Genomic DNA, 2,664 nt, shown 5'->3' on the forward strand with positions numbered 1-2,664 from the left:
GCCCAAGGCGTACATCACCCTCGCCGCCGGCTGGGAGCCCGGGAAGGAGACCGCCCGGCTGCTCTTCGCGCACTCGCGGGCGGTGCTCTCCCCGTACAAGCGGATCCGGCGCATCGAGTTCGCCGAGCTCCCCAAGACCGTGTCCGGCAAGATCCGCCGCGTGGAGCTGCGGGACCTCACGGCCGCCGGCTCCGCCCAGGAGTACGACGAGGCCGACCTGGCGGGGTGAGATCCGCCCCGGGCGCCCGCGGCGCGAGATCCGCCCCGGGCGCCCGGCATCGGGCACGGGCGCCCGGACGTCAGCGGGCCAGGCACCCAGAGGATCGGGCACCCAGAGGATCAGGCCGGCAGCTGCGCCTCGATCGCGGCGATGACCTCGGGCGACTCCGGCTCGGTGCGCGGGCGGAAGCGCGCCACGACCTCACCGGCGGGGGAGATCAGGAACTTCTCGAAGTTCCACTGGATGTCCCCCGCCTCACCGTCGGCGTCCGGGGTCTTCACCAGCTCCTGGTACAGCGGGTGCCGGTTCTCACCGTTCACCTCGGACTTCTCCAGCATCGGGAAGGTCACCCCGAAGCCGGCCGCGCAGAAGGTCTGGATGTCCTCCGCGGTACCGGGCTCCTGACCGCCGAACTGGTTGCAGGGCACGCCGATGACGGTGAAGCCCTTCTCCTCGTACTTGAACTGCAGCCGGGCCAGACCCGAGTACTGGGGGGTGAGCCCGCACTGCGAGGCGGTGTTCACCAGCAGGATGGCCTTGCCGCGGTGGGCCGCCAGGCTGGTGGGCTCGTCGTCCAGGGTGGTCAGCGGGATGTCGTACAGGCTCATCAAGCTCTCCTCGGCTCGGCATGCATGCAGGCAGGCAGGCAGGCAACATGATCGAACAACACGTGCGAACAGCCTCCGAGCCTAGGCCCCCCGGCCGACCAGTGCGTCCGCCGGGTCGTTGAGCGGCTGCGGCATGCCGGTCAGGTCCATGACGAACAGCGGTATCCCCAGGTCGTCGGCGCGGCTCCGGGCCTCCTCCGTATAGCCCGCGAGGGCGAAGTAGACGCTGGTCGCCGAGGCCGTCAGACCGTTCAGCCACACGCACTCGACCGCCCGCAGCCCGGCCGGCGCCGTCGTCGGGTCGACCTGCGCCACCACCCCGGGCGCCCGCAGGTCCACCGCCGCCGAGGGGATCGGCACCCCGTCGGGCTGCCGGACGTCCCGGAAGCCGAGCCAGCGCAGGTACAGCGCGGCCGTCGCCACCGCGTCGCGGGCGGTACGGATGGTCACGGGCCGGAACGGCGGCCGGGAAGCGGGACCCCGGCCCCGGCCCCCGGCGGCCCCGGCCGGACCGGGGGAGCGGGAGGCGGCGCCGGCCGGCACCGGCCCGGACGGACCCCCGTCCCGCCGTACGCCGCTCCCCGCGCCCGGCGCGCCGGACTCCGCCCCGGCCCCCGCGCCCGGCTCCTCTTCCACCGCGGACGCGGGCGGCTCCGGCGGCAGTACGGGCACCAGCACCACCGTCCCGCACGAACCGCAGCCCACCTCCGGGTGCGGCCACTCGCTCTCCCGCCCGCAGGCCCCGCACCGCACCGTCACCCAGCTGTCCTGCCAGGTGCGGTGGGTCAGCGGCAGGGGCGCCGCCGCCGGGTCCAGCGGCGGGGTGACCGGGCTCCCGCAGGCGCACGGGAAGACCGGGGAGATGTAGCCGTTCTCGCGCTGGCACGCCGGGCAGCGCACCGGTACCGCTTCCGCCATGAGCCCTGGACCCCCTCCGTCGCTGTGCGTGGGTCCATGCTCCACCACCCGCTACCGCCGCGGCGAGCGAGCCCGCCGAATCCCGCCGATTCACCCGGCGGGCCCGGCCATTTGTGCAACTCACCGAAACAGATGCGGCTTTTGGTGGGTTCCGGGGTGCCCCACCGCCTTGACGTGCGGGAAGCCGACACTTAGCTTGTTTCGTATAGCAGAACAAAAATTCCGGATGCCGGAAAAAGTCTGACCGCCAGACCCGCAGGAGAACCTGATGCCTCGTATGACAGCCGCCGCTGCCGCCGTTGAGATCCTCAAGCTCGAGGGTGTCGAACAGGCGTTCGGCGTGCCCGGTGCCGCGATCAACCCGTTCTACCGCGAGCTCAAGAACGTGGGCGGGATCGCGCACACGCTGGCCCGTCACGTCGAGGGCGCCTCGCACATGGCCGAGGGCTACACCCGTGCCAAGGCGGGCAACATCGGCGTCTGCATCGGTACCTCGGGCCCGGCCGGCACCGACATGATCACCGGCCTGTACTCCGCGATCGCGGACTCGATCCCGATCCTGTGCATCACCGGTCAGGCCCCGGTCTCGAAGCTCCACAAGGAGGACTTCCAGGCCGTCGACATCGCCACGATCGCCAAGCCCGTCACCAAGGCCGCCACCACGGTCCTGGAGGCCGCGCAGGTCCCCGGCGTCTTCCAGCAGGCCTTCCACCTGATGCGCTCCGGCCGTCCGGGCCCGGTCCTGATCGACCTGCCGATCGACGTCCAGCTGACCGAGATCGAGTTCGACCCCGAGACCTACACCCCGCTGCCGGTCTACAAGCCGCAGGCCAGCCGCGCCCAGGCCGAGAAGGCCCTCGGCTTCCTGCTCGAGGCCGAGCGCCCGCTGATCGTCGCCGGCGGCGGCATCATCAACGC

Annotated in this window: 4 protein-coding genes; 2 read left to right on the forward strand and 2 right to left on the reverse strand. The window is 72.1% G+C overall.

Annotated features, from left to right (window positions below; translation table 11 throughout):
- Positions 1 to 229, forward strand: a 229-nt coding sequence (locus VR44_RS38405; RefSeq protein ID WP_045952317.1) for an AMP-binding enzyme, incomplete at its 5' end; no start/stop codon positions are given.
- A 110-nt stretch (positions 230 to 339) separates the two neighbouring features.
- Here VR44_RS38405 and VR44_RS38410 read toward each other — a convergent pair.
- Together VR44_RS38410 and VR44_RS38415 are read right to left on the reverse strand one after the other, a co-directional pair.
- Positions 340 to 828 (reverse strand): glutathione peroxidase, encoded by a 489-nt coding sequence (locus VR44_RS38410; protein WP_045952318.1) that lies wholly within the window; start codon positions 826 to 828, stop codon positions 340 to 342.
- An 81-nt stretch (positions 829 to 909) separates the two neighbouring features.
- Complete coding sequence (locus VR44_RS38415; RefSeq protein ID WP_045952319.1) at positions 910 to 1,746, reverse strand: hypothetical protein; 837 nt, start codon at positions 1,744 to 1,746, stop codon at positions 910 to 912.
- A gap of 268 nt (positions 1,747 to 2,014) precedes the next feature.
- On the opposite strand from VR44_RS38415, the gene VR44_RS38420 reads away from it, so the two are divergent.
- The coding region (locus tag VR44_RS38420) for a thiamine pyrophosphate-binding protein (protein ID WP_245692860.1) at positions 2,015 to 2,664 on the forward strand (650 nt) is incomplete at its 3' end.

Origin of the sequence: Streptomyces katrae (genome assembly GCF_000966975.1) — a bacterium.
Lineage (GTDB): Bacteria > Actinomycetota > Actinomycetes > Streptomycetales > Streptomycetaceae > Streptomyces > Streptomyces katrae.